Below are 21,407 nucleotides of genomic sequence, written 5' to 3'. Positions count from 1 at the left end.
GATTAGCCCCGTATCGCCCAGAAGGCCAGGTTCAGGCCGGGGTATTCGCCCGCCACGTGGAAAGCGAAGCCGCCGGAATGCGCCAGCTGCTTCCAGTGTTCGCTGCCACGGTCGAGCTCGTAGTAGGTCGAGCCGGCGTGGAATGGAATCTGCCTTGGAGCCACCGGCAGCGGCAGCAGGTTGATACCCGGCAACTGCAGGTTGACCAGATCGCGAATGTGCTCCACCGAGCCGATCTTGCTCTGCTGGCCGAAGCGCCCGCGCAGGGTCTCGGCGGGCATGTCGGCGCGGACCACCAGGATGAAGCTGGCGCTGTCCAGCAGGCTGCGGTCGGCCAGCATGGCCACGTGCACGCCGTAGGCCTTCTCGACGATGGGAATGGCTACGGCCTTGCTGTCGATCAGCATCGACAGGGCTTCGCGCAGTGCCTGCATCACCGGGGTGAAGCTGGCCTGCAGGTCGTCGTGGATGTAGGGCGGGAACTCCAGCGGCCGGCGCCCGGCGTTGGAGAAGGTGGCGAATTCGCCGGCCAGAGCCAGCAATTCGCTGTACAGGCGTTCTGGATGCAGGGGCTGCAGCTGCGCCAGGTGGGCGAAAAGTGGCTGCGCGCGGTTGACCAGTTGCAGCAGCATGAAATCGGCAATTTCCGAAGCGCCGCCGGCGCTGGAGGCCACCACGCGCCCGGCCAGGGCTTCGCCACGCTGATGCAGCAAGCCCAGCAGCTCGCCGCGAAAGGCAGCCAGTGGCGCGCTGGCTGCCACGTCGAGCAGCGGCGGGATGTACTGTTCGTCCAGCACCAGGGCGCGGTCGGCGCGTTTCTCGCGCACGCGCGCTACGCCCAGCACGGCGTATTCCTGCAGGCCATCGGCGGCGGTCAGCAGGCGCAGGGCGCGTTCGCCGACCATCACCGGCACGCGGCTTTCGAAGGCCGCGTTGTCGTCGCGCACTTCGCGGACCTGGCCGCGATAGCGCGCGCCGCCCAGCGCCTCACCCGCTTCGACGGTGTCTCGCACACCCGCCCGGCGCAGCGGCAGGGCCAGATAGATCACGCCGTCGCGCAGGTCGTCGGGGATTTCCAATGGCTCCGGCGCCACGTCATCCTGGGGGATGTTGAACGGTGTGCCGTCGGGCAACAGGCCGCGGGCGCTGACGATGGCCAGCTTGCCCTGTGCCAGCAGGCCGATATCCAGCTGCAGCTCGGCGAAGCCCCAGCCGGCGGCCGACAGCGGGCGGCTGCGGGCGTCGATCAGCGCCTCCAGGTAGCGGTCATGCTGCTGGAAATGCTGGGTGCCGATGAACATGCCTTCGGACCAGATCACACGGTTGTTCCAGGACATACAGGCTCCTGTTAGCGAGAGTCGAGGCGGGACGGCGCGGCGAGCTCAGCAGCGCTGGCGGCGTGGGTCCCGAGGTCGATGCGGTAATGGCTGCGGATGCCCTGCTTTGGCTCCAGGACCACGCGCCACTGCGCCCGGTCAATTTCGCGGTAGCCGACCAGCAGGCCCAGATGACGCGTTTCCGGGTCGAGCGTGCGTTTCAGTTCTCGTGTCTGGCCGGGATGGACCAGCCATTCGTCCTCGGCCACCAGCTCGCCGCCCAGGGTCGCTGCTGCGCGCTCGGCGAGGCTGAAGTAATCGGTCCGGCTGAATGCGGCGGCGCTGCGCAGCTCCAACAGGCGCACACGCACCGGGGCGCTGTAACCTTCGACGGTAGGGTTCAGTTCATCGCCGGCCTGCAGTTGCAGCACGACGCTGGTTGGCCGTTGTGCGGCAGTGCTGTCATCCATCGTGTCCTTGCTGCAGCCGCTGCCAAGGCCTGCCAGCAACAGGCCCAGCAGAGCGGGCCGAAGTAGTCGTTGTCGCACGTTGTCATCCTTGCCCACGCCCGTCAGGGGCGTCGTTGACGGGCGATATGTTGCTCATAGGCCCGGCCGAACTCGCGGCCGAACAGGTCCTGAAAATCGTCTTCGGCTTCGCGCGACAAGGTCGCGTAGAGCTCCACGAACTGCTGCCAGCACTGTGCCTGGCGCGAGCCCGGCAGCAGGCTGGCCAGCCCGCCTCCCTTGCCCATGCGTGCTTCCAGGGTCTGCGGTTCGAAACGCGCCAGCAGGTGACGGATGGCGGCCTGTACTCCGGCCATGACGGCCAGTTGATGGGCGCGCAGGTCCTCGAAACCGTCCTGTACGGCCTGGTCGGCCGGCATGAACGCCGAGTTGCCGCCACGCAGCAACAGGAGCAGGGCTTCTTCGGCGTTGGGCGCGAACTTCAGCGGGTTGTTTTCCACCGGCTGCACCATGGTCTGCTGCAGGCGGAACTCGCCCTTGAGGCTGCTGCGCGCCCGCAATACATCGATCAGGCCCTCGACCATCAGGCGGTAACTGCGCCCGATGCTTTCCATCTGCGCGGCGGCCTGCTGGCCATCCAGACGCAGCTGATCCAGCCCGGCACCGCGCAGGAAAGCCTGTAGCAGTGCATCGTCCGGTTGAGCGCTCTGCGGCTGGATGGCTGGAGCCTGACTGACCGGCGCAGCAACCGGGGCAGCAGGTGCGGGACTCGGCACCGGCGCAGGTGCCGGCTGGAAGGGTTCCGGCGGTGGAGCATTTTCCGGCAAGGGTGCAGCTGGAGTGGCTGCCGGCGCGATGTCATCGAACAGGTTCCAGTCATCGGGGATCAGGCCCGGTGCACTGGGGGTGGGTTTGGGTTCGATGGGCGGGGCAGGTGCCTTGAATTCCGGCGGTCGGAAGTCATGCTGCTGCGCGGGCACATGGTCGGCAACGGGGGCCGGCGCGGCTGTGCTCGGGCCAAGAAAGTCGAACAGATCGGGCAGCGTCTCGTGCGGAGCGACGCTTTGCAAGTGGGCGCTGGCCGAGGCATCGAAGGGGTTGGCCGGTGCATCGAAAGGGCTGCCTGGAGCGCCCTGTTGGTTGGCCATCAGGGCTTCGAAACTGTTTGCGAACGTGGTACCGGAGAACGGCGCGGAGCCCTCTGCAATGGAACTTTCCAGCGTCACTTCAATTTCGTATTCACCGATTCGAATAACTTCGCCGTGCTGCAGAAGTTCGCTGTTGCCGCGTTGCATGCGAATGCCGGCCTTGACCAGCTCGACGCCGTTGGTGCTGTTGTCGGTGATGTAGTAGCGACCGTCCTTGTTTTGCACAAGGCAATGTTTCGAGGACACCAGGCGCGCCGGGTCAGGTAATACCCAATCATTATCCGGACCGCGGCCAATTGCCATCACGCCATATTCCAAGGTTTTCTCGGGACATTGGCCGGGGGTGATCTTGTGATAGCTGGTGATGGTCAAGCGCAGTGCCATGTGGCCTCCCTGCCCGGCTCTTTTTGACACTTTAAAAGCCGTGAAAGCCTTTATTCACGAGGCTTTCAGGCAAATGTGAGCCCTGCTGAAACGTCCGTCAACGGTGCTCTACAACACGAAAGCACGCGATCTTACCTATTGTTCCGGGGTTCAAGTATGTGCGCAAGCTCACAACTTGACGAAACTATGCCCAAGTTCACAAAGGTTCTGAGCGGTCATCATACTACCTTGACTTTATATATTTTTAAGTTAAAAAATGCGCGACACCATCGACAATGCGTAGTGGCCAATTAACATTAAACGTTAATTGGCAAAGTGCCGGCCAGGATGAAGTTAGGGCGCTTATGTGACGCAGTTCAAATCGATAAGGAGATCGAATCCGTGGAGAATTCGTTGTTGCTCGCCGCCGTTTCGGATACTTCGCCGTGCGGTGAAGATCTGGAATACGACAGCGACTTTCTCCAGCTCGAGCGCGATGCGCTGGGGCGTCCCGAGCGCAGCATGGGCGATGCCATCCAGGCCGCTGAACCGCCGCAATGGCGCCAGCTTGAACAGGCCTGTTACGCTCTTCTGCAGCGCAGCAAGGATTTGCGCATCACCCATTACCTGCTGCAGAGCCGCCTGGCTTTGCGCGGAGTCGAAGGCCTGGCCGACAGCCTGGAATTGATCCTCGAACTGCTCACGCGCTACTGGCCTGAAATCCACCCGCAGCTCGACGCTGACGACGACAATGATCCCACCGTTCGCATCAACACGCTCTCCGGCCTTACCTGCGAAACCAACCTCGGTTTGCTGCGCAACGCCGTGCTGGTGCGTTCGCGGGTGTTCGGCAATATCACCCTGCGCGCGGCGCTGAACGCCGCCGGTCTGCACCCTGCCAGCAATGAAAGCCTCAGCATCGAAGAGCTCGGCGGCGCCTTGCAGGACGCCGACAGCGACGCCCTGCAGCTCACTCACGAAGCGCTGAACCGAGCCCTGCACAGCCTGGACGCCATCGAGCGTCTGGTCAGCGAGCAGGTCGGTTCCGCTCAGGGCGTGGAACTCTCGGCGCTGCAGCAACCGCTCAAGCTGGCCCTGCAGGTACTCGGCGACAGCCCTGCCGCGGCAGGCGCAGAGGACCACTCGGCACATACCGAAGTCTTCAGCGAGGCGCCGATGCAGACCGCGTCAGCACCCGCGATACATGCCAACGGCGAAATCGCCAATCGCGATGACGTGCTCAGGAGCCTGGAGCGGATTCTCACCTACTACGCCCGCCACGAGCCTTCCAGCCCGTTGCCGGTGCTGCTCAACCGGGCTCGCAGCCTGGTCAATGCCGACTTCGCGACCATCGTGCGCAACCTCATACCCGATGGCATGAGCCAGTTCGAAAACCTGCGCGGCCCCGACGAGTACTAGGCCGACTGGCCCAGGTATGCGGGATCACGCTTTACCGTAGACGGCCGGTGGCCGACACGCCGCGTCGCGTCAGGCGACCAGGAGAGAAAGCATGGCGAACAGCAGTTCTCAGAAATTCATCGCGCGCAATCGCGCGCCCCGTGTGCAGATCGAATATGACGTCGAACTCTACGGCGCCGAGAAAAAGGTCCAGCTGCCCTTCGTCATGGGCGTCATGTCCGACCTCACCGGCAAGCCGGCCGAGCCGCTGCCGGCGGTGGCCGATCGCAAGTTCCTGGAAATCGATGTCGACAACTTCGACTCGCGCCTCAAGGCGATGAAGCCGCGTGTGGCGTTCAACGTGCCCAACGAGCTGACCGGCGAAGGCAACCTGAGCATCGACATGACCTTCCAGAGCATGGACGACTTCAGCCCGGCCGCCGTGGCGCGCCAGGTGGACGCCCTCAACCAGCTGCTGGAGGCCCGTACCCAGCTGGCCAACCTGCTGACCTACATGGACGGCAAGACCGGTGCCGAGGACGTGATCATGAAGGCGATCAAGGACCCTGCATTGCTGCAGGCCCTGGCCAGCGCGCCGAAACCCCAGGACAACGAGCCCCAGGCCTGATTCGGAAGACCACCATGAGCGAACAGTTGCAACACGACCAGGCCGCACTGGCCAGCACCGAGCAGACCAGCGAATTCGCCTCGCTGCTGATGCAGGAATTCAAACCCAAGACCGAGCGCGCCAAGGAAGCGGTGGAAACGGCCGTGCGTACCCTGGCTGAACAGGCTCTGGCGCAGACCGATCTGATCTCCAACGATGCGATCAAGTCCATCGAGTCGATCATCGCCGCCATCGACGCCAAGCTCACCGCACAGGTCAACCAGATCATCCACCACAGCGACTTCCAGCAGGTGGAAAGCGCCTGGCGTGGCCTGCACTACTTGGTGAACAACACCGAGAGCGACGAGCAGCTGAAGATTCGCGTGCTCAACATCTCCAAGCCGGAGCTGCACAAGACCCTGAAGAAATTCAAGGGTACCGCCTGGGACCAGAGCCCGGTGTTCAAGAAGCTCTACGAAGAGGAATACGGCCAGTTCGGTGGCGAGCCGTACGGCTGCCTGGTAGGCGATTATTACTTCGATCAGTCGCCGCCCGATGTCGAGCTGCTCGGCGAGCTGTCCAAGGTCTGCGCGGCGATGCACGCGCCTTTCATCGCGGCCGCCTCGCCGACGGTGATGGGCATGGGCTCCTGGCAGGAGCTGTCCAACCCGCGTGACCTGACCAAGATTTTCACCACCCCGGAATACGCCGGCTGGCGCTCGCTGCGCGAGTCCGAGGATTCGCGCTACATCGGCCTGACCATGCCGCGCTTCCTCGCCCGTCTGCCGTATGGCGCCAAGACCGATCCGGTGGAGGCCTTCGCCTTCGAGGAAAACACCGACGGCGCCGACAGCAGCAAGTACACCTGGGCCAATGCCGCCTACGCCATGGCGGTGAACATCAACCGTTCCTTCAAGCACTACGGCTGGTGCTCGCGCATCCGTGGCGTCGAGTCCGGCGGCGAAGTGCCGAACCTGCCGGCGCACACCTTCCCCACCGACGACGGTGGCGTGGACATGAAATGCCCGACCGAGATCGCCATCTCCGACCGCCGCGAGGCCGAGCTGGCGAAGAACGGTTTCATGCCGCTGCTGCACAAGAAGAACACCGATTTCGCCGCCTTCATCGGTGCGCAGTCGCTGCAGAAGCCGGCCGAGTACGACGATCCGGACGCCACCGCCAACGCCAACCTGGCCGCGCGCCTGCCGTACCTGTTCGCCACCTGCCGCTTCGCGCATTACCTCAAGTGCATCGTTCGCGACAAGATCGGCTCGTTCAAGGAACGCGACGAGATGCAGCTGTGGCTGCAGGACTGGATCCTCAAGTACGTCGACGGTGACCCGGCGCACTCCACCGAAACCACCAAGGCGCAGCACCCGCTGGCCGCCGCCGAAGTGGTGGTGGAAGAAGTGGAGGGCAACCCGGGTTACTACAACTCGAAGTTCTACCTGCGCCCGCACTACCAGCTCGAAGGGCTAACGGTGTCGCTGCGGCTGGTTTCCAAGCTGCCGTCGGCCAAGGGCGCATAACTCGACCGACAACCCGTAGGAGCGGCTTCAGCCGCGAGCCGCTTGCGGCTGAAGCGCAACGTCGTACGGGACAGGTCGATGGATTTGCAAGGCGAGTGAGATGACCAGGGTCATCCCTAAATTTACGCAGTGGCCCATGCCACCTCAGGAGAAAACATGGCTGTCGATATCTTCATCAAGATCGGTGACATCAAGGGCGAGTCTCAGGACAAGACCCACAAGGACGAAATCGAAGTGCTCAACTGGAGCTGGGGCATGTCCCAGTCCGGCAACATGCACACCGGCACCGGTGGTGGCGCGGGCAAGGTGAGCATTCAGGATCTGTCGCTGACCAAGTACGTCGACAAGGCTACCCCCAACCTGATGATGCATTGCTCCAGCGGCAAGCACGTGCCCAAGGTCACCCTGACCGTGCGCAAGGCGGGCGGTGATACCCAGGTCGAATACCTGATCATCAACCTCGAAGAAGTGCTGATCTCCTCGCTGAGCACCGGCGGTTCGGGCAACGACGATCGCCTGATCGAGAACATCACCCTGAACTTCGCCAAGGTCACGGTCGACTACCAGCCGCAGAAAGCCGACGGCACCAAGGAAGGCGGCCCGATCAAGTACGGCTGGAACATCCGTTCCAACGTCAAGATCTGATGCGCTGCCGCCCCCGGCGCTTGCGCCGGGGCGTCCGGAATTGGGAAGACTCCGATTCATCCAGTACTGAGACTGTTTCATGGCCAAGCCATCGTTTATCAATCTGTGGAACGAATATCTCAAGATCTGGGACGAGTATCCCGACGGCAAGGTATGTGATGGCCCATGGGCGAACCAATGCGCCATTCGCATGAGCTACGCGCTCAATGCCGAGCAGACCATCAAGGTCAACAAGGCCACCTACACCGAACCCAAATGTGCTCATGCACATGCCAGGGGCGCCGAATCACTGGCCAACTGGTTGTGGAAACATCACCTGGGCCGACCGCTGATCATCGGTGGCAGTGCACAGGATCGTCTCAAGCTGGCCGACAAGAGCGGACTGATCTTCTTCAAGGACTGCTTTCAGCAAGCCGGACAGACCGTCGATGAGCGCACGGGCGACCACATCGATCTGTGGAAGCGCGGCTTTACCGCAGGCCGTTACGATGACCCGAGGCACATGGCCCGGCAGGTCTGGTTCTGGGAGCTGGCATGAGCAAGCGCCTGCGTACACCCATACTGCTGCTCGGCATGCTGACCAGTCTTTGTGCCTGTGCCGAATCGACTCCCCCGCCTGCCGCAGGCAATTCCGACTATCCGCAGCACGTGGATCTGGCAGGGCAGACTTATCGGCTGGAGAGCGCCGGCCAGGCCTGCGTATTGCGCAAGCCAGACCAGAGCGTACTGCCGCTGGACATTGCCTCGCCCTGTCATTTCAGCGTCGGCAAGGATGGCCAGGCGCATGTCGAGACCTTTCAGGATGTGCCGATCGTCATGGTGCTGCATGTAGCCCCCGTGGCGGACAGCAAGCTGGAGTGCCGTTCGCAATACAAGGCCATTCGACTGATCAGGGGCCAGCTGGAGCCATCGGTGCTGGCGCAGAGTGCCAGTTGCCTGCGTGGTGTCGGCGATCAGAAGAGCTACACCGCGATGTTCGACTGGTAAACCTGCAAATGACCAGTCCCATGACCCCGCGCGAGCGCCTGCAGCCATCGCTGCTCGACCGCCTGACCGACGATGATCCCGGCAATGCGCAGGAAAGCGCGGATCGTCGCGTGCTGTCGCTAAGCCAGCTCAAGGCCTCGGTGCTGCGTGATCTGACCTGGCTGTTCAACACCATCGCTCTGCTCGATGCCGATGCCACGCGGCACACGCCAGCCGGCACCTCGGTGATCAACTATGGCCTGCCGGCATTGGCCGGCAGCAGTGTGTCCGGGATCGACATCGCCGCCCTGGAGAGCCTGATCCAGCGCGCCATCGTCACTTTCGAGCCGCGCATCCTCGCCCATAGCGTGCGGGTGCGGGCGCATGTCGGTCAGGAACAGATGAACCACAACGCGCTGAGCTTCGAGATCCAGGGCGACCTGTGGGCCCAGCCGGCGCCCCTGCCCTTGCTGTTGCGCACCGAGCTGGATCTGGAGTCCGGCCATGTGCAGGTGCTGCCCGCCACGCAGCGGAGACGCTCATGAACCCGCGTTTGCTGGAGCTGTACAACCAGGAGCTGCAACACATTCGCGATGGCGCGGCCGAGTTCGCCCGCGAATACCCGAAGATCGCCAGCCGCCTCAGCCTGTCCGGCATCGAGTGCACCGACCCCTACGTCGAGCGCCTGCTGGAGGGCTTCGCCTGGCTGACCGCACGCGTGCAGCTCAAGCTCGACGCCGAGTACCCGGTGTTCACCCACAATCTGCTGGAAATCGCCTACCCGCATTACCTGGCGCCGACACCGTCGATGACCGTGGTGCAGCTGCACACCGATGCCAACGATGGCGCGCTCAACGGCAGCTTCAACCTGCCGCGCGACAGCGTGCTGCGCGCCACCCTCGGCAAGGACAGCCAGACCCCCTGCGAATACCGCACCGCACACCCGGTGACCCTGTGGCCGCTGCAGGTGGCGGACGCCGAATACATCAGCAATCCTGCCGCGACGCTTGGCCGCCTGGCCGCCAGCGAGCCGCGCGCCAAGGCTGCCCTGCGCATCACTCTGCGCAGCGGCGCCGAAATACCCTTCGCCAGCCTGGATCTGGACAACCTGCCGCTGTACCTCAACGGCCTCGACGAGTTGCCGTTTCGTCTCTACGAGCAACTGCTGGGCAACCGCGTCGCGGTGTTCGCCCGTCAGCCGGGGCGCGACTGGGTCGAACGGCTGCCGGCCGACGCCTTGCGCCCGTGCGGCTTCGATGATGCCGAGGCGGCGCTGCCGGTAGTACCGCAGGCCTTCCAGGGCTATCGCCTGCTGCAGGAGTACTTCGCCCTGCCGCAGCGTTTTCTGTTCGTCGACTTCTGCAATCTGCGCCGCGCCGTGCGTCAGTGCAGCGGCAACGAGCTGGAGTTGATCGTGCTGTTCGATCGCCTCGACAGCCACCTGCAGAACCAGGTCGACGCCAGCCAGTTCCTGCCGTTCTGCACCCCGGCGATCAACCTGTTCCCACGTCGCCTGGATCGCATCCACCTGAGCGACAAGGTGCACGAGCACCACGCCATTGCCGACCGCACGCGCCCCATGGACTTCGAGATTCATTCGCTGCGCAGCGTCAGCGGCCATGGCAGTGGCCCGGAGCAGACCTTCCTGCCCTTCTATGCCGTGCGTGACCCCGCGCGCTATGGGCGCGATCAGGCCTACTACATCGTGCGCCGCGAGCCGCGCGTACTGTCGGCGCAGCAGCGCCGCAACGGCACGCGATCCAGCTATGTGGGCAGCGAAACCTTCATCAGCCTGGTCGACAGCCACCAGGCGCCGTATCGCCATGACCTGCGCCAGCTCGGTCTCAGCGCCCTGTGCACCAACCGCGACCTGCCGCTGTTCATGAGCGTCGGCAGCGGCAAGAGCGACTTCACCCTGGCCGACAGTGCGCCGGTGCAGAGCGTGCGCTGCGTGGCCGGGCCGAGCCGTCCGCGCCCCAGCCCGGCGCACGACAACCAGGCCTGGCGGCTGATCAGCCAGCTGTCACTGAACTACCTGTCACTGGCCGAGCAGGGCCAGGGCGCCGCTGCCCTGCGCGAGATGCTGCGGCTGTATGGCGATGTGCAGAATCCGGCGTTGCAGCTGCAGATCGAAGGCCTGCGCGAAGTCAGCGCCAAACCCTGCACGCGGCGCCTGCCGATGCCCGGGCCGATCGTCTTCGGCCGGGGTCTGGAAATCACCCTGGAGTTCGACGAGAACGCCTTCCGCGGTACCGGGGTGTTTCTCCTCGGCGCAGTGTTCGAGCGTTTCCTGGCGCGCTACGTATCCCTCAACAGCTTTACCGAGACGGTGCTGCGCAGCACCGAGCGCGGCGAGATCATGCGATGGAAAGCCCGGCCCGGCCGTCGTCCGAACCTCTAGACACGCTTGCACAGATGCAGGCGCAGCCCTGGGAGTACGACTTCTTCCAGGCTCTGCGACGCATCGAGAACGAGCACCCGCATTTGCCGCGCCTGGGGCGTTCCCGGCGCCTGGCAGACGATCCGCTGCGCCTCGGGCAGCGCCAGGAGGGCACCTTCGCCCCGGCTACGCTGGCCGCTGTGACCCCAGCCAGCGACGAGCGACCGGCACGTCTGGAACAGTATTTCTTCGGCCTCGGTGGGCCCAACGGGCCGCTGCCACTGCACCTGACCGAGTACGTGCGCGAGCGCCAGCGTAACCACGCCGACAGCACCAGCAAGCACTTCCTCGACCTGTTCCATCATCGCCTGCTGACCCTGTTCTATCGTGCCTGGGCCGAGGCCCGGCCGACCGTCAGCCATGACCGCCCCGACGACGATTACTGGTCGGCTCGCCTGGCCGCCTTCAGCGGTCGCGGTATGCCCAGCCTGCGCCAGCGGGGCTTGCTGGACGATGCGGCGAAGCTGCACTACAGCGGTCACCTGGCCGCGCAGACGCGTTACCCCGATGGCCTCAAGGCGATCCTCGCCGATTACTTCGGCGTGCCGGTGCAGATCGAGGAATACGCCGGCAGCTGGCTCAGCCTGCCCGAGCGCACGCGCCTGGGCGTGGAGTCCAGCCAGCTGGGCGTGGACTTCTGCCTGGGCAGCCAGGTCTGGGACCGCCAGCACAGCTTCCGCATCTGCTTCGGTCCGCTGACGCTCGAGCAATACAACGCCATGCTGCCCGACGGCGACTCATTCGCCGCGCTGGTGGCCTGGGTCGCCGAATACCAGGGCGACGAACTGGACTGGCAACTGAATCTCGTACTGCAGCGCGAGGAAGTCCCCGCGCTGCGCCTCAATGGCCAGGCTCGCCTGGGTTACACCACCTGGCTCGGCCAGCCACAGCACGACGCCAGGGACCTGGTGCTGGCCCGCCATCACGCCACAGCGACCCCGCCGGCGGATCAATCAAGGAGAACTTCACATGGGTGAAATCAGTCGTACCGCGCTGTTCGGCAAGCTCAACAGCGTCGGCTACAAGGCCATCGAGGCCGCCACCGTGTTCTGCAAGCTGCGTGGCAACCCCTACGTCGAGCTGGCGCACTGGTTTCACCAGCTCCTGCAGCTGCAGGACTCCGACCTGCACCGCATCATCCGCCAGTTCAGCCTGGAGCCGGCACGCCTGGCGCGAGACCTGACCGACGCACTCGACCGCCTGCCACGCGGCTCGACCTCGATCACCGACCTGTCCTCGCACGTCGAGGAAGCGGTCGAGCGTGGCTGGGTCTACGGCAGCCTGATGTTCGGCGAGCACCAGGTGCGCACCGGCTACCTGATCATCGGCATCCTCAAGACGCCGAGCCTGCGCCAGGTGCTGCTGGGCCTGTCGGGCGAGTTCGCCAAGATCAAGGTGGAAACCCTCAGCGAGCGTTTCGACGAGTACGTCGGCGATTCGCCGGAGAACAACCTGGCCGCCAGCGACGGCTTCGCCGCTGCCGCACCGGGTGAGGCCAGTGGTGCCATGGCACCGGCGGCGATGGGCAAGCAGGAGGCGCTCAAGCGCTTCACCATCGATCTCACCGAGCAGGCGCGCAAGGGTGAGCTCGACCCCATCGTCGGCCGCGACGAAGAGATCCGCCAACTGGTCGATATCCTCATGCGTCGCCGGCAGAACAACCCGATCCTTACCGGTGAAGCCGGTGTCGGCAAGACTGCCGTGGTCGAAGGCTTCGCCCTGCGCATCGCCGCCGGTGACGTGCCGCCCTCGCTCAAGGACGTCGAGCTGCGCAGCCTGGATGTTGGCCTGCTGCAGGCCGGCGCCAGCATGAAGGGCGAGTTCGAGCAGCGCCTGCGCCAGGTCATCGAAGATGTGCAGGCCTCGCCCAAGCCGATCATCCTGTTCATCGACGAAGCCCACACCCTGGTCGGCGCCGGTGGCGCGGCCGGTACCGGCGACGCGGCCAACCTGCTCAAGCCGGCGCTGGCGCGTGGCAGCCTGCGTACCGTGGCCGCCACCACCTGGGCCGAGTACAAGAAGCACATCGAGAAGGACCCGGCGCTGACCCGCCGCTTCCAGGTGGTGCAGGTGCCCGAGCCGTCCGAGGACAAGGCGCTGCTGATGATGCGCGGCGTGGCCTCGACCATGGAGAAGCACCATCAGGTGCAGATTCTCGACGAAGCCCTGGACGCCGCAGTCAAGCTCTCGCACCGCTACATCCCGGCGCGCCAGCTGCCGGACAAGTCAGTCAGCCTGCTCGACACCGCCTGCGCCCGCGTGGCCATCAGCCTGCATGCCGTACCGGCCGAGGTGGACGACAGCCGCCGGCGCATCGAAGCGCTGGAAACCGAGCTGCAGATCATCGCCCGCGAGCACGCCATCGGCATCGACGTCAGCCTGCGTCAGGCCAACAGCGAGAGCCTGCTGGCCACCGAACGCGAGCGCCTGACCGAGCTGGAAAGCCGCTGGGCCGAAGAGAAGCAGCTGGTCGACGAACTGCTGGCCACCCGCGCCAGCCTGCGCGAAAGCGCCGGTGTGGTCGATCAGGACAGCGGCACCGATCACCAGGCCCTGCGCGCGCGGCTGGTCGAATTGCAGCAGCGCCTGAGCCAGCTGCAGGGCGAAGCCCCGCTGATCCTGCCGACCGTCGACTACCAGGCGGTGGCCTCGGTGGTGGCGGACTGGACCGGCATCCCGGTCGGGCGCATGGCGCGCAACGAGGTCGAGACCGTGCTCAACCTCGACAGCCTGCTGGGCAAGCGCATCATCGGCCAGGATCACGCGCTGAAGATGATCGCCAAGCGCATCCAGACCTCCCGCGCCGGCCTCGACAACCCCAACAAGCCGATCGGCGTGTTCATGCTCGCCGGCACCTCCGGCGTCGGCAAGACCGAAACCGCGCTGGCGCTGGCCGAGGCGCTGTATGGCGGTGAGCAGAACCTGATTACCATCAACATGAGCGAATTCCAGGAAGCGCACACCGTCTCCACCCTCAAGGGTGCGCCGCCCGGCTACGTCGGCTACGGCGAAGGTGGCGTGCTGACCGAGGCGGTTCGCCGCCGGCCGTACAGCGTGGTGCTGCTCGACGAGGTGGAAAAGGCCCACCCGGACGTGCACGAGATTTTCTTCCAGGTGTTCGACAAGGGCGTGATGGAAGACGGCGAAGGGCGCCTGATCGACTTCAAGAACACCCTGATCCTGCTCACCACCAACGCCGGCACCGAACAGGTGGCGCGCCTGTGCCAGGACCCGGACAAGCTGCCCGACCCGGAAAGCATCGCCCGCGACCTGCGGCAGCCGTTGCTGGAGATCTTCCCGCCGGCGCTGCTCGGCCGTCTGGTAACCATCCCCTATTACCCGCTCAGCGACGCCATGCTCAAGGCCATCACCCGCCTGCAGCTGGGGCGCATCAAGAAGCGCATCGAAAGCACCCACAAGGTGCCTTTCGACTACGACGAGGCGGTGGTCGACCTGGTGGTTTCGCGCTGCACCGAGAGCGAGAGTGGCGGCCGGCAGATCGACGCCATTCTCACCAACGGCATGCTGCCGGACATGAGCCGCGAGTTCCTTACCCGCATGATGGAAGGCAAGCCGCTGGCTGGTGTGCGCGTCAGTGTGGCCGACAACGACCTGAACTACAGCTTCGCCGACAACGCCTGAGCCCGAGCGCAGGTCGGCTAGCGCCGGCCCGCGCCATGGCAGGCCGGAACCCCGACCTATGTTCTTCGCCCAATCTTCCCGCTTTGCCCGCATCACCAGCCCGCTCGGGCCGGACGTTCTGCTGTTGCGCTCGATGCACGGCAGCGACGAGCTGGGCCGTCTGTTCGAGTACGAGCTGCAACTGGTGTCCCACGATGCCAACCTCGATCTCAACCAGTTGCTCGGCAAGCCGCTGACGCTCTCCGTGCAACAGCATGGCGGCGGCGACCGGCATTTCCACGGCATCGTCGCCGCCTGCGGGCAGAGCGTCGACCGCGGCCAGTTCGCGGCTTATCGGGTCACCCTGCGGCCCTGGCTATGGCTGCTCAGCCGCACTTCCGACTGCCGCATCTTCCAGCACATGAGCGTGCCGCAGATCATCAAGCAGGTGTTCCGCGACCTGGGGTTCTCCGATTTCGAAGACGCGCTGAGCCGCCCGTACCGCGAGTGGGAGTACTGCGTGCAGTACCGCGAAACCAGCTTCGATTTCGTCAGCCGGCTGATGGAGAAGGAGGGCATCTACTACTACTTCCGCCACGAGGCCGATCGCCACGTGCTGGTGCTGGCCGATGCCTACGGCGCCCACGTGCCAGCCCCCGGTTACGCCAGCGTGCCCTACTACCCGCCGGACGGTCAGCACCGCGAGCGCGACCACATCAACGACTGGCAGCTGGCCCAGCATGTGCAGCCGGGTTCGATGGAACTCAACGACTACGACTTCCAGCGCCCCAGCGCGCGCATCGATGTGCGCTCGGTCATGCCGCGCCCGCACAGTGCCGGCGACTATCCGCTGTACGACTACCCGGGCGCCTACGTGCAGAGCAGTGACGGCGAGCAGTACGCGCGCAATCGCATCGAGGCGCTGCAGAGTCTGCACGAGCGCGTCGAGCTCGGCGGCAGCGTGCGCGGCATCGCCTCGGGCAACCTGTTCAGCCTCACCGGCTTCGGTCGCGCCGACCAGAACCGTGAATATCTGGTGGTCTGCGCGCGTTATCACGTCCTGCAGGAGTCCCTGGAGAGTGGCAGTGGCGGCGGTGGCCAGTTCGAGTGCCAACTCACCTGCACCGACGCCCAGCAGACTTTCCGCCCGCTGTGCGGCACGCCCAAACCAATGGTACAGGGGCCGCAGACCGCCGTGGTGGTCGGCCCCGCCGGCGAGGAAATCTGGACCGACCAGTACGGCCGGGTCAAGGTGCACTTCCACTGGGATCGCCACGACCAGTCCAACGAGAACAGCTCCTGCTGGATTCGCGTCTCGCAGAACTGGGCCGGCAAGAACTGGGGCGCGATCCAGATTCCACGCATCGGCCAGGAGGTCATCGTCAGCTTCCTGGAGGGTGATCCGGACCAGCCGATCATCACCGGCCGCGTCTACAACGCCGAACAGACCGTGCCCTACGACCTGCCCGCCAACGCTACCCAGAGCGGCATCAAGAGCCGATCCAGCAAGGGCGGCACGCCGGCCAACTTCAACGAAATCCGCATGGAGGACAAGAAGGGCGCCGAGCAGCTGTACATCCACGCCGAGCGCAACCAGGACATCGTCGTCGAGGTGGATGAAACCCTCTCGGTGGGCAACAACCGGGTCAAGAGCATCGGCATGAACGAGACCGTCACCATCGGCAACAACCGCCTGCGTGCGGTGAAGCTCGATGACGTGCTGCTGGTGGGCTCGACCAAGACCGACAGCATCAGCCAGAGCTACCTCATCGAGGTCGGCCAGAACCTGCGCCTGGTCTGCGGCAAGAGCATTCTCGAACTCAACGCCAGCGGCCAGATCAACCTCAGCGGCGTGGCGATCAACTTCCACGCCAGCGGCGACGCTGAATTCAACACCGGCGGCGTGCTCAACCTGAACATCGGCGGCGGCCCTGGCGCCACCCCCGATGGTCAGGGTGATCAGGGCAGCATCGATGCAGCCGTCAAATCTATGTTCGGGCAAGACAAAGGAAACGTCTGATGAGCTACACCACTCAAGAACTGAGCCTGAAACTGCCCGGCAAGGACCTGCAGGACAGCAGCATCAACATCCTGCGCCTCAATGACCTCGGTACCTCACTGGTGATCACCCGTGGTGCATTGGGCGACGGTGAAACCCTGCGCAGCCACTTCGAAGCCCAGGTCGCCAAGCTCGCTAAACAGGTCAAGGATCTGCGTTGCAGCGCCGTGCAGGATGTCCAGGTTGGCCCGGCGCAGACCATCGTCGGCGTCGAGCTGCGCAGCCAGTTCAGCAAGGGGCCGGAGCAGGTCTACCAGTTCCAGCTCGGCGTGTTGCTGGCCGATGGTCGGCGCCTGCTCGCCCTCAGCTACGTCAAACCGACGCCGCTCGATGATGCCGACGCCGCGCACTGGGCGCAGATCAAGCACAGCCTCAGCCTCAACGGATGACCTGCGATGTCTGATGCGCTCTGGGCCGCCCGGCTCGGCGACGATCTGCTGCACACCACATTGCTCGCCGACATCGTCGGCGGCGTGCTGGAAGTGGCTGCCTATGCCGCCATCACCGCCGTGGCCTGTGCTGCGGTGGTCGCCGCCACCGGCCTGACCGTCCTCACCTTTGGTCTCGGTGGATTTGTTCTCGCCGCAGTAGTGGGGATCGCCGTGGGGGTCGGCATGAACAAAACCGGCTGGGACAAGGGTCTCACGACCCTCTGCGAAGGCCTGGGCAACGCCATCTCCCCGCCCAATGTCCAGGCCAAGATCCTCACCGGCGCCAACAAGACCAAAACCAACGGCCTGCCTTCCGCGCGCGCCGCTGGCAAGTTGGGCAGCGCCGCTGCGCCGGCAGGCACCGAGCTGGAGCAGGCACCATCCGCCGAGGAGCCTGAGCCGAGCTTCCTCGACATGGCCAAGAGCTTCTTCAGTGAGATGTGGCAGCCGACGGTTGCCCAGCCGGCACCTGGCGTCATCCCCTGCCCGCTGGATTCCATCGAGTGCAAGAAGCACCCGCCGATGCCGGTGCAGCTGCTGGCCGAAGGCTCGATCAAGGTCAGCATCGAAGGCCAGCCGGCAGTGCGCAGCGGTGATCGCAGCACCTGCGAAGCCACGGTGGTGGAAAGCGGCAACATTTCGCCGAACGTGCGCATCGGTGGTGACGCCGTGGTGGTGCAGCCGATTCGCAGCGGCAAGACCCCCGGCATCGGCCTGGCCCTAACTGTGCTCATGGCGCTACGTGGCAACCCGCGCAAGCTGTGCAGCAAGCTGCCCTGCCTGGTCGCCGGTTTCGCCGGCAACATGGCCATGGGCGGTGCGACCGCCTATGCCACCAACTCCATCGCCAACGCTCTCGGCTCGGCCAGCAGCGGTGCACCCAATCCGGTGCACGCCAGCACCGGGGCCAAGGTGCTCGGTGAAGACGACGACCTCGACTTCGTCCTGCCGGGGCTGATGCCCATCGAGTGGCAGCGCTTCTACAGCAGCCGTGACGAGCGCCGTGACGGTTTGCTGGGGGCTGGCTGGAGCCTGCCGTTCGAGATCGCCGTGCAGGTGCACGTCCATCCGGAGGGCGGCGAAGCGCTGACCTATATCGACGAGCAGGGCCGCCCCATCGAGATCGGCAGCCTGCCACCGGGCGATGCCTGCTACAGCCCGGGTGAAGGCCTGAACTTCCGCCGCGATGAAGGCGGCGCGCTGCTGGTGGAAAGCGTCGATGGCCTCTACCGCCTGTTCGAGCCGTTGCCCGAGTCACCTGACCGTCTGCGCCTGAGCAAGCTGGGTGATCGCAACGACAACCGCCTGCTGCTCGAATACGACGCCGCTGGCCGGCTGCGTGCCGTGCGCGATGGCTATTACCAGCTGTGCATCGAACTGATTGCCGACGCCCGCCACCCGCAGCGCCTTGGCCGGGTCGAGCGCCTGTTCGCCGATCAGCGGCGCGAGGTGCTGGTCGCCTACGCCTATGACGCACAGGGCGATCTCAGCGAAGTCCGCGACGACAAGGGCCAACTGCTGCGTCGCTTCGTCTACGACAGCGGCCGTCGTCTGATCGAGCACCAGCGTCCCACCGGTCTGCGCTGCTTTTACGAGTGGGGCGAGTTTCAGGGTGCCGATGGCCGCGAATGGCGGGTGACACGGCACTGGACCGACGACGGCGACGAATACCATCTGCATTACGATCTGGATGCGGGCATCACCCGGGTCATCGACGGCCTTGGTCGCACCAGCGAACGCCACTGGAACAGCCAGTACCAGATCACCCGCTATCGCGACGCCCTCGGCCAGCTCTGGTTGTTCGAATGGAACGACGAGCGCCAGCTGCTCGCCGCCGTCGCTCCGGACGGCGCGCGTTGGCAATTCGCCTATGATGAATCCGGCAACCTTTGCGAAACCCTCGACCCGCTGGGGCGTCGCGACTTCACCCAGTGGCTTGGCCACTGGTCGCTGCCGGAAGCCGAGACCGACGCCGCCGGCAATGCCTGGCAGTACCGCTACGACAAGCGCGGCAACTGCATCGCCGAGATCGACCCGCTAGGCCATGTCACCCGCTACCGCTACGACACCAGCGGACTGCCGGTGGAGATCATCGACGCCAGCGGCAAGCGCAAGACCCTGCGCTGGAACGACCTCGGCCAGCTCACCGAGCAGGTCGACTGTTCCGGCTACCCGACGCGCTTCGCCTACGACGAGCGCGGCAACCTGGTGCAGATCACCGATGCCCTCGGCGAGATCACCCGTTACCACTACGATAGCCAGGGACGCCTGCTGCAGACGCAACTCGCCGACGGCCGCTGCGAGGAGTTTCAACGCGACGCCATCGGCCAGCTCAGCGCCTACCTCGATCCTGCCGGCAAGCCCGTGCGCTATCGCTATGACCGCCGTGGCCAGGTACGTCAGCGCATCGATGCCCTGGGCCGCAGCGTCGGCTTCGAATACGACGCCTATGGTCGCCTGCTCGCCCTGAGCAACGAGAACGACGAACGCTACCGCTTCACCTGGGACGTGCTCGACCGTCTCACCGCCCAGCATGACCTAGACGACAGTGCCCGCCATTATCGCTATGACCCGCAGGGCAACCTCATCGGCCTGGCCTATACCCCAGCCCCACACGGCACGGGCCTGGGTAGCGTCCCGGAGACGCCGCCGGCGCCGATCATCCACCGCTTCGAGCGCGATGCCGCTGGCCGGATGATCGCCAAGCACACCGATGACGGTCGCACCGAATACAGCTATGACCCGCTCGATCGCCTGACGGGGGTCGACTTCACTGCGGCTGACGGTCAGGTGCAGTCACTGGCCTTCGCCTACGACGCCCTTGGCCAGTTGCTCAGCGAGCAGAGCGCCGCTGGCGCCCTGCAGCATGCCTACGATGAGCTCGGCAACCTGCTGGAAACGCAACTGCCTGACCAGCGCCGTATCCGCCGCCTGTACTACGGCAGCGGCCACTTGCAGTTGCTCCACCTGGATGATCAGCTGGTCAGCCGCTTCGAGCGCGACCGCCTGCATCGCGAGGTGCTGCGCACCCAGGGGCAGCTCGTTACCCGCAGCCAGTACGACCGAACCGGACGCCTCACCGCACGCCTGCGTCGGCGCCTGGAGCAACCCGTGCAGCTGCCGGCCGAAGCCGAGCGGCGCTATGCCTTTGATCCCAGCGACAACCTGATCGGCCGCCTCGACCGCGACCCGGCCAGCCAGCGCGAACAGAAGCAGCAGCTGCACTACGATGCCAGCGGACGCATTATCGCCAGCCAGGACCTGATTCGCGGCAATCTGGAAACCTACAGCTACGACGCCGCTGCCAACCTGCTGCACCCGGTCGGTGGCGACGCCGCCAGCAGCGGCTGGGTGCGCCATAACAAGCTGCTGACTTACCAGGACAAGCGCTACCGCTACGACGCCTTCGGCCGCTTGGTGGAAAAGCGCAGCGGCCGTCACCAGGTGCAGCGCCTGAGCTATGACGCCGAACACCGCGTGCGGGAAGTCACCAACAATGACGGCAGCCGCGTGGTCATGCACTACGATCCGCTTGGTCGGCGTATCGGCAAAAGCCACTACGATGCCCACGGCGTGCTGCTCGGCCAGACCGACTTCACCTGGGACGGCATGCGCCTGCTCAGCGAAACCCGCAACGGCCGGCACAGCCTCTACCTCTACGACGAAGGCAGCTACGACCCGCTGGCCCGCGTCGACGGCCAGGGCGAACACGCCCGCCTGCGCTACTACCACACCGATCCGAACGGGTTACCGCAGCAACTCACCGAAGACGACGGCCGCTGCATCTGGCAGGCCCGCTACCAGGTCTGGGGCAACACCCTGGCCGAACAGCAGGAAAGCTTCTTTGTCGAAGAGCAGAACCTGCGCTTCCAGGGCCAGTACCTGGACCGCGAAACCGGGCTGCACTACAACACCTTCAGGTTCTACGATCCGGATATCGGAAGGTTTATCAGTCCGGACCCGATTGGCTTGGCGGGTGGGATAAACCTGTTCCAGTACGCACCGGAGCCGTTTGGGTGGGTGGATCCGTGGGGACTGAAGACGTGGACTTACCAGAATATGAAAAGTCTGGAGGGGTTCCAGAAACATCACATCATCCCGCAGTCCTTAGAGAATCATCCAGCGTTGAAAAATGCAGATTTCAAAATGCATAGTAATCGCAATATTATTTATTTGCCGACTAATGAGACTGCACATCCCACTAGGACCATCCATAAAGGGTCTCACCCCGGGTACAACAAGAGTGTCCGGCAGCAGTTGGATATTATAGCGCGAGTCGGCGAGAAAAATGGATGGGTAGAAGCTGACTACAAAAAAGCGGTATCAGGGGTGCTAAGAAATGAGCGCGCCGGATTGAGAAATGGGCGAACTATGCTAAATAAAAATTCTATACGCGCAGTACGCTGCGGAGGCTAAC

General features: G+C 64.7%; 16 protein-coding genes. 13 read left to right on the top strand and 3 right to left on the bottom strand.

The genetic code is table 11. From position 1 onward, the window contains the following. Nucleotides 1–2: 2 nt before the first annotated feature. Genes tssK through tagH form a run of 3 tightly spaced genes read right to left on the bottom strand, consistent with a single transcriptional unit; the run spans nt 3 to nt 3,315 of the window. Nucleotides 3–1,337, bottom strand: a complete 1,335-nt coding sequence (gene tssK / locus GYB81_RS07200; RefSeq protein WP_161864246.1) for a type VI secretion system baseplate subunit TssK — start codon at nt 1,335–1,337, stop codon at nt 3–5. Nucleotides 1,338–1,348: 11 nt separating this feature from the next. Further along, complete coding sequence (gene tssJ / locus GYB81_RS07195; protein ID WP_178101748.1) at nt 1,349–1,864, bottom strand: type VI secretion system lipoprotein TssJ; 516 nt, start codon at nt 1,862–1,864, stop codon at nt 1,349–1,351. A gap of 23 nt (nt 1,865–1,887) precedes the next feature. Next, nucleotides 1,888–3,315 (bottom strand): type VI secretion system-associated FHA domain protein TagH, encoded by a 1,428-nt coding sequence (gene tagH / locus GYB81_RS07190; protein ID WP_161864244.1) that lies wholly within the window; start codon nt 3,313–3,315, stop codon nt 1,888–1,890. A 381-nt stretch (nt 3,316–3,696) separates the two neighbouring features. On the opposite strand from tagH, the gene tssA reads away from it, so the two are divergent. The 13 genes from tssA to GYB81_RS07125 all read left to right on the top strand — a co-directional run bounded on the left by tssA (nt 3,697) and on the right by GYB81_RS07125 (nt 21,406). Then, the gene (tssA, locus tag GYB81_RS07185; RefSeq protein WP_161864243.1) at nt 3,697–4,713 is read left to right on the top strand and encodes a type VI secretion system protein TssA; all 1,017 of its coding nucleotides are present in this window, start codon (nt 3,697–3,699) and stop codon (nt 4,711–4,713) included. A 91-nt stretch (nt 4,714–4,804) separates the two neighbouring features. Then, nucleotides 4,805–5,320: a type VI secretion system contractile sheath small subunit gene (gene tssB, locus GYB81_RS07180; protein WP_013713177.1), complete on the top strand. Its 516-nt coding sequence runs from the start codon at nt 4,805–4,807 to the stop codon at nt 5,318–5,320. Between the two features lie 14 nt (nt 5,321–5,334). Next, entirely contained in the window at nt 5,335–6,828 is a 1,494-nt protein-coding gene (gene tssC / locus GYB81_RS07175; protein WP_161864242.1) for a type VI secretion system contractile sheath large subunit, read from the top strand. Nucleotides 6,829–6,984: 156 nt separating this feature from the next. Further along, nucleotides 6,985–7,473: an Hcp family type VI secretion system effector gene (locus GYB81_RS07170; protein ID WP_024306158.1), complete on the top strand. Its 489-nt coding sequence runs from the start codon at nt 6,985–6,987 to the stop codon at nt 7,471–7,473. A 79-nt stretch (nt 7,474–7,552) separates the two neighbouring features. Continuing rightward, nucleotides 7,553–8,011 (top strand): T6SS effector amidase Tae4 family protein, encoded by a 459-nt coding sequence (locus GYB81_RS07165; RefSeq protein ID WP_161864241.1) that lies wholly within the window; start codon nt 7,553–7,555, stop codon nt 8,009–8,011. Beyond that, nucleotides 8,008–8,460 (top strand): hypothetical protein, encoded by a 453-nt coding sequence (locus GYB81_RS07160; RefSeq protein ID WP_161864240.1) that lies wholly within the window; start codon nt 8,008–8,010, stop codon nt 8,458–8,460. Before GYB81_RS07165 ends, GYB81_RS07160 begins: the two co-directional genes overlap by 4 nt. Nucleotides 8,461–8,468: 8 nt before the next feature. Continuing rightward, entirely contained in the window at nt 8,469–8,984 is a 516-nt protein-coding gene (gene tssE / locus GYB81_RS07155; protein WP_161864239.1) for a type VI secretion system baseplate subunit TssE, read from the top strand. Continuing rightward, the gene (gene tssF / locus GYB81_RS07150) at nt 8,981–10,840 is read left to right on the top strand and encodes a type VI secretion system baseplate subunit TssF (RefSeq protein WP_161864238.1); all 1,860 of its coding nucleotides are present in this window, start codon (nt 8,981–8,983) and stop codon (nt 10,838–10,840) included. The genes tssE and tssF overlap by 4 nt, the downstream gene beginning before the upstream one ends. Continuing rightward, complete coding sequence (gene tssG, locus GYB81_RS07145; RefSeq protein WP_161864237.1) at nt 10,804–11,856, top strand: type VI secretion system baseplate subunit TssG; 1,053 nt, start codon at nt 10,804–10,806, stop codon at nt 11,854–11,856. Before tssF ends, tssG begins: the two co-directional genes overlap by 37 nt. Next, on the top strand, nt 11,849–14,521 hold the full coding sequence (gene tssH, locus GYB81_RS07140; protein ID WP_161864236.1) for a type VI secretion system ATPase TssH: 2,673 nt from the start codon (nt 11,849–11,851) through the stop codon (nt 14,519–14,521). The genes tssG and tssH overlap by 8 nt, the downstream gene beginning before the upstream one ends. Before the next feature lie 58 nt (nt 14,522–14,579). Continuing rightward, a complete protein-coding gene (locus GYB81_RS07135; RefSeq protein ID WP_161864235.1) occupies nt 14,580–16,520 on the top strand; it encodes a type VI secretion system Vgr family protein in 1,941 nt (646 codons plus the stop codon). Continuing rightward, nucleotides 16,520–16,948, top strand: coding sequence for a DcrB-related protein (locus tag GYB81_RS07130; RefSeq protein ID WP_161864234.1), 429 nt, complete (start codon nt 16,520–16,522; stop codon nt 16,946–16,948). Before GYB81_RS07135 ends, GYB81_RS07130 begins: the two co-directional genes overlap by 1 nt. 6 nt (nt 16,949–16,954) lie before the next feature. Then, nucleotides 16,955–21,406 (top strand): RHS repeat-associated core domain-containing protein, encoded by a 4,452-nt coding sequence (locus tag GYB81_RS07125; protein ID WP_161864233.1) that lies wholly within the window; start codon nt 16,955–16,957, stop codon nt 21,404–21,406. The last annotated feature ends 1 nt before the right edge of the window (nt 21,407 follow it).

It is taken from the genome of Pseudomonas yangonensis (assembly GCF_009932725.1).
Lineage (GTDB): Bacteria > Pseudomonadota > Gammaproteobacteria > Pseudomonadales > Pseudomonadaceae > Aquipseudomonas > Aquipseudomonas yangonensis.
The sequence above is the reverse complement of the archived record's forward strand: the minus strand, read 5'-3'. Positions and strand labels throughout refer to the sequence as shown.